This window comes from Polaromonas sp., assembly GCF_012927415.1.
Lineage (GTDB): Bacteria > Pseudomonadota > Gammaproteobacteria > Burkholderiales > Burkholderiaceae_C > Polaromonas.
In genome coordinates this window covers 1-5,285 of the sequence record NZ_JABBPF010000145.1, presented here as the reverse complement: position 1 = coordinate 5,285, position 5,285 = coordinate 1, and the positions used below count along the sequence as shown (strand labels likewise).

Annotated in this window: 6 protein-coding genes and 1 pseudogene; all 7 read left to right on the top strand. The window is 61.0% G+C overall.

Annotation, left to right across the window (positions count from 1 at the left end; all coding sequences use genetic code 11):
- Positions 1-198 (top strand): annotated as a pseudogene (gene glcE / locus HHJ19_RS12485) (glycolate oxidase subunit GlcE); the annotation flags it as partial.
- 27 nt (positions 199-225) lie between these two features.
- The gene (gene glcF, locus HHJ19_RS12480; RefSeq protein WP_296907847.1) at positions 226-1,473 is read left to right on the top strand and encodes a glycolate oxidase subunit GlcF; all 1,248 of its coding nucleotides are present in this window, start codon (positions 226-228) and stop codon (positions 1,471-1,473) included.
- A gap of 173 nt (positions 1,474-1,646) precedes the next feature.
- Entirely contained in the window at positions 1,647-2,432 is a 786-nt protein-coding gene (locus HHJ19_RS12475; protein ID WP_296907844.1) for a YoaK family protein, read from the top strand.
- Positions 2,433-2,474: 42 nt separating this feature from the next.
- Positions 2,475-4,160 (top strand): SulP family inorganic anion transporter, encoded by a 1,686-nt coding sequence (locus HHJ19_RS12470; protein WP_296907842.1) that lies wholly within the window; start codon positions 2,475-2,477, stop codon positions 4,158-4,160.
- A 252-nt stretch (positions 4,161-4,412) separates the two neighbouring features.
- The gene (locus HHJ19_RS12465) at positions 4,413-4,667 is read left to right on the top strand and encodes a hypothetical protein (protein ID WP_296907838.1); all 255 of its coding nucleotides are present in this window, start codon (positions 4,413-4,415) and stop codon (positions 4,665-4,667) included.
- Entirely contained in the window at positions 4,642-5,019 is a 378-nt protein-coding gene (locus tag HHJ19_RS12460; RefSeq protein ID WP_296907836.1) for a VOC family protein, read from the top strand. The genes HHJ19_RS12465 and HHJ19_RS12460 overlap by 26 nt, the downstream gene beginning before the upstream one ends.
- A gap of 10 nt (positions 5,020-5,029) precedes the next feature.
- Positions 5,030-5,212 (top strand): hypothetical protein, encoded by a 183-nt coding sequence (locus HHJ19_RS12455; RefSeq protein ID WP_366929405.1) that lies wholly within the window; start codon positions 5,030-5,032, stop codon positions 5,210-5,212.
- The last annotated feature ends 73 nt before the right edge of the window (positions 5,213-5,285 follow it).

The following is a 5,285-nucleotide window of genomic DNA, read 5'->3' as shown; positions in this document are numbered from 1 at the left end:
GCGGCCCCTCAGCTGCGCGAAGCGGCCCGGCAGGCGGGCGGACATGCAACCTTGTTCAGGCGCGGCGCCGCGACCCCTCCTGAGCTGCCCGTCTTCAGCCCCTTGCCCCCGGTTCAGCAGCGCATTCAGCGCGAGTTGAAGAAACAGTTTGACCCTGCTTGCATTTTCAATCCAGGCCGCATGTCCGCGGACTGGTGACATCAGCTCGAAATTTTTTAAAGCACCATGCAAACCAAGCTCGCTCCCGAATTCCAGAATATGCCTGACGGCCAGCGGGCCGAAGCCATTTTGCGCAAATGCGTGCATTGCGGTTTTTGTACCGCCACCTGCCCGACCTACCAGCTGCTGGGCGATGAGCTGGACGGGCCGCGCGGCCGCATCTACCTCATCAAGCAGGTGCTCGAAGGCGAAATGCCGACGCGCAAGACCCAACTGCATCTGGACCGCTGCCTGACCTGCCGCAACTGCGAAACCACCTGTCCCAGTGGCGTGCAGTATGGCCACCTGATCGATATTGGCCGCAAGCTGGTTGACGAACGCGTGCCGCGCCCGGCCGGCGAACGTGCCGTGCGCTGGGCGCTCAAGGAAGGTCTGCCGTCGCCGCTGTTTGCGCCCGCGATGAAGATCGGTCAGGCTGTGCGAGGCCTGTTGCCTGCTTCGCTTCAAGCCAAGGTGCCACCCAAACAATCGGCAGGCCTGTGGCCAGTGCGCAGCCATGCCCGCAAAATGCTCATGCTGGCAGGCTGCGTGCAGCCCGCCATGATGCCCAACATCAATTCGGCGACGGCTAGAGTGCTCGATGCCGCCGGCATTCAGGCCGTGCTGGCGGCCAAGGCCGGCTGCTGCGGTGCGGTCAAGTTTCACCTCAACGACCAGGACGGCGGCAGGGCCGAAATGCGCCGCAACATCGACGCCTGGTGGCCGTATGTGGAGCAGGGCGTGGAAGCCGTTGTCATGAACGCCTCGGGCTGCGGCGTCACTGTCAAGGAATACGGCTACATCTTCAAGGACGAGCCGGCTTATGCGGACAAAGCCGCCCGCATCAGCGAGCTGACCCGCGACCTGAGCGAGTTGCTGCCCGTCATTTCCGAAGCCCTCCAGTCGGCTCGTCCCGAACTGGCCGGGGAAGTCGCCAAAAATTCACCCAAACTGGCCTTTCATCCACCCTGCACCTTGCAGCATGGCCAGCAGCTCCGCGGCGGGGTTGAACACTATCTGGGTGGCCTGGGATTTGACATCAAGGTGTCCAGCAGCGAAGCGCATCTGTGCTGCGGCTCAGCGGGGACCTATTCGGTCCTCAACCCCGAAATTGCCTACCAGCTGCGCGACCGTAAGCTGGCGAATCTGGGTGAAATGACGCCTGAAGTGATCGTGTCGGCCAATATCGGTTGCATTACCCATCTGCAAAGCGGAACGGCCACACCGGTACGGCACTGGGTGGAAGTGTTAGACGGGGTGCTATCGAATTCATAGCTTTCAGCGCGCGAATATCGGACTTGCAATGGCTGTTGTTAAAATAAAAATGACGTGACCACACAGCCAATTCTCATGGGTAAAAAGAAACCTCGTGAACATTTCCGGTGCGCTGGCGTGCCAGATCGGCTTTGGCACCTTGTTGCAGCCTGTTACTGCCCGGTCCGCAAGCGATGAGCCGTGGTACCGGGTTTTGGAAAGCCCTGATAGGGTTGACCACCAAGCGCCGAACCCGCCGGGCAAACCGGCAATTGGGTGGACTGCTGGCCTGGGTTGCGGGAGCCGTCAATGCAGGAGGATTTTTGGCGGTAGGACGCTACACCTCGCACATGACCGGCATCGTTTCGTCCGTTGCCGACGACATTGCGCTGGGTAACTTCACCCTGATCATCGCCGGGATTGTGTACGTCGGCGCTTTTGTAATGGGGGCCATCACCACGACCGTTCTGATCAACTGGGCAAGGCGTCGCAGGCTGCACGCCGAATTCGCCTTGTCCCTGATGCTGGAAGCCTTGCTGTTGTTGCTGTTCGGTTTGCTCGGGGCCAACCTCAATGTGCTGGTGGAGGTGTTTGTACCCACGACAGTGCTGCTGCTCTGCTTCATCATGGGTCTGCAAAACGCCATCATCACCAAGATCTCTTCTGCTGAAATTCGTACCACCCACGTCACCGGACTGCTAACTGACCTGAGCATTGAAATCGGCCGGCTGCTTTACTGGAACCGGGTGTCGGAGGCCAACGTGCAGTTTTTTGTCAGGGCTGACCGCGACAAACTGCGTATCCACACAACTATTTTGCTGCTGTTTTTCGGCGGTGGCCTGATGGGTGCGTTTGCCTTCAAAACGATCGGTTTTTTTTCCACCGTACCCATTGCACTGGTTTTGATGGCGATTGCCGCGCCCCCTCTTTACCAGGACTTGCGCTCATACCGAACCTGGCTGCGCGGGCAATCCACCTGACGTAGCGTCGTCAGCGACTCTTGCATGAAAGGCTGAAGGCACATGATCACCATTCTTGAAGCAAAGCGGGCTGGCCTGTTCGGTCAGGGCAAGATCGTTCCCAATGTCGTTGCCGGCGTGATTGTTGGGGTGGTGGCGCTGCCGCTCGCCATGGCCTTCGCGATTGCCTCGGGCGCCCGGCCCGAGCAGGGCATTTACACCGCCATCATTGGCGGCTTCATGGTCTCGGTGCTGGGCGGCAGCCGGGTGCAGATCGCCGGTCCCACGGGCGCATTCATCGCGATTCTGGCGGGAGTCACGCTGAAGTATGGGTTTGAAGGCCTGCAACTGGCCACGCTGATGGCGGGGCTGATCCTGCTCATCATGGGCCTCACGCGCATGGGCGGGGTGATCAAGTTCATTCCTGATCCGGTCATCGTCGGCTTTACCGCCGGCATCGGCGTGATCATCTGGGTCGGGCAATGGCGCGATTTTCTGGGGCTGCCCAAGGTGGAGGGAGAGCATTTTCACCAGAAGCTGGTGCATCTTGTTGAAGTGCTGCCGCAACTGCATATTTCGACGACAGGCATGGCGTTGATGAGCCTGCTGCTGGTGCTGTTTTCCACCCGCGTCTGGGGGCTGAAGCGGGTGCCCGGGCCCCTCGTGGCGCTGATTGTGGCCACCAGTTTGCAGGCGGTCTTTCACTTTGAAGGCATTGCGACCATCGGCAGTGCCTTTGGCGGTATTCCGCAGGGCCTGCCCCATTTTTCGTTTCCCAGTGTCACGCTGGCGCAAGTCATCTCACTGATCGGGCCGGCCTTTACGATTGCAATGCTGGGCGCCATCGAATCCTTGCTTTCCGCCGTGGTGGCAGATGGCATGACGGCAACCAAGCACGACTCCAACCAGGAACTCATCGGACAAGGGCTGGCCAACGTGGTGGCGCCGTTTTTTGGCGGTTTCGCCTCCACTGGCGCCATTGCCCGCACGGCCACCAATATTCGAAATGGTGGCACCAGCCCGCTGGCCGGCATTACCCATGCGTTGACGCTGGTGCTGATCATTCTGTTCCTGGCTCCCTATGCGGCGTACATTCCGCTCGCCTGCCTTGCCGCCATCCTGTTTGTCGTGGCCTACAACATGAGTGAGCTCAAGCATTTCAGCCATATCGTGCGCCGCGCGCCGCGGGCCGATGTGGCGATTTTGCTGATCACGTTTTTGCTCACCGTGTTTGCTGATCTGGTGGTGGCGGTCAACATTGGCGTCATTCTGGCCATCCTGCAGTTCCTGCGCAGGATGGCGGAAACCGTCGATGTCCAGGTTGTCGACAGCAAGGATCTCAAAACAGAGTTGGCTGCGATAGGCCTGAAAGAGCTTCCCCGCACCGTGCTGATTTACGAAATTGACGGACCGTTTTTCTTCGGTGCTGTGGAAAAGTTCGAGCAGGTGCTGATGGAAATTCATGCCGATCCCAAGGCTGTGATTCTCCGGTTCCGCCGCGTGCCTTTTATGGACATTACCGGCATTCAGACGCTGGAGGAAGTGATCGTCAAGCTGCGCAAACGCGGAATGCGCATCCTGTTGAGCGAGGCCAATGAGCGGGTACGCGCCAAACTCTGGAAGGCCGGAGTCATTGACCTTTTGGGCAAGCAGGATTTCCATGAGCAGTTCGGGACTGCTTTGAGCAGCGCAGTGACGGGCCTTGCCGTGACGGGTGACGGGACGGTCAAAGCAAATCCTGTGGTCTGACGAGTGAGCAATAGGCCCGGATGCCGATAGAGGACGTGCCATCCGGCAAGACTTTTGAATGAAAAGCGGGCCGCCGCGCCGAATACCTGCTCGGCGGCGCCGCTGCGGCACCGGGCCGAGGCGCTGCACGAAGTGCTACTAAATAAATAGCTAACCATGACCGAATTGATTGGACCTCTGGCGTATTTAACCGGTTTTTCGGCGTGCGGGGCGGCGCCGCTGGCGGGCTGATCGCGCGGCTGGCGGCGGCTGGTGCAACACGCGCAGTGCCGTCGCGTCAACCCTTTTCCTGTCGTTCATTTCGTTTTAGCCGTCATGGATGGTGATGCTGATGAACGCCACGGGCGGCACGCCGATGACCTCGCCCCGGCATTTCTTCTTCAGCAGGTCACGGTCGGCGTGGTTGGCCGCGCTACTGACACCACGCTGTCAGCAGGCCCGGCGCAACATGAAGTCTTCATCAACACACGAGGAGCTATTCATGAAAAACGCCGTCACCTGGTTTGAAATTCCCACTACCCGGCTGGATCAGGCGCAAGCCTTTTACGAGGCCGTGCTGGACTGCAGCATGCGCCGCGAGGCCATGGGGCCGTCGGAGGGCGCGGTGTTTCCCTATGACGACCAGGCCGACGGCGTCGGTGGCGCGCTGATGGCCGGCCCGACAGCGCCCCAGCCAGGCACTGGCGGGACCCTTGTCTATCTTGATGCATCGCCTTCACTCGATGCGGCACTGGCGCGTGTCACCCGTGCCGGCGGCCAGATCGCGCTGGCGCGCCAGGCACTGCCGCCCGGCATGGGTTTTTTTGCCCATATCGTTGACCTGGACGGCAACCGCGTCGGCCTGCACGCGCTGGCCTGAGGGGCTTGCCATGCGATGCAAAGACTGGATTGCCGTTGCCAGCGCCGGGCACGCACGGCGCGGGCCCGATGCGCCGGCTGGCTTGATGCAGGTCGGCCACGGCAAGCTGGCGCCGCTCGGGCGCATCGCGCCAGGTGACCGGCGTTGCTGCCGCGTTTTACAGCCCGCTGGGCCGCCCGCCCCCGGGGTGTAGTAAGCACCCCCCCAGCCCCCGGCCGCCCCGCAGTGGCCACATGTTCAGCGGGTACCGGGCGCCCCCCCGGGGC

Excerpts from the sequence above, each read along its gene's own strand:
- glcF (WP_296907847.1), top strand. The coding sequence starts at position 226 with ATGCAAACCAAGCTCGCTCCCGAATTCCAGAATATGCCTGACGGCCAG.
- HHJ19_RS12475 (WP_296907844.1), top strand. The coding sequence starts at position 1,647 with ATGAGCCGTGGTACCGGGTTTTGGAAAGCCCTGATAGGGTTGACCACC.
- HHJ19_RS12470 (WP_296907842.1), top strand. The coding sequence starts at position 2,475 with ATGATCACCATTCTTGAAGCAAAGCGGGCTGGCCTGTTCGGTCAGGGC.
- HHJ19_RS12460 (WP_296907836.1), top strand. The coding sequence starts at position 4,642 with ATGAAAAACGCCGTCACCTGGTTTGAAATTCCCACTACCCGGCTGGAT.
- HHJ19_RS12455 (WP_366929405.1), top strand. The coding sequence starts at position 5,030 with ATGCGATGCAAAGACTGGATTGCCGTTGCCAGCGCCGGGCACGCACGG.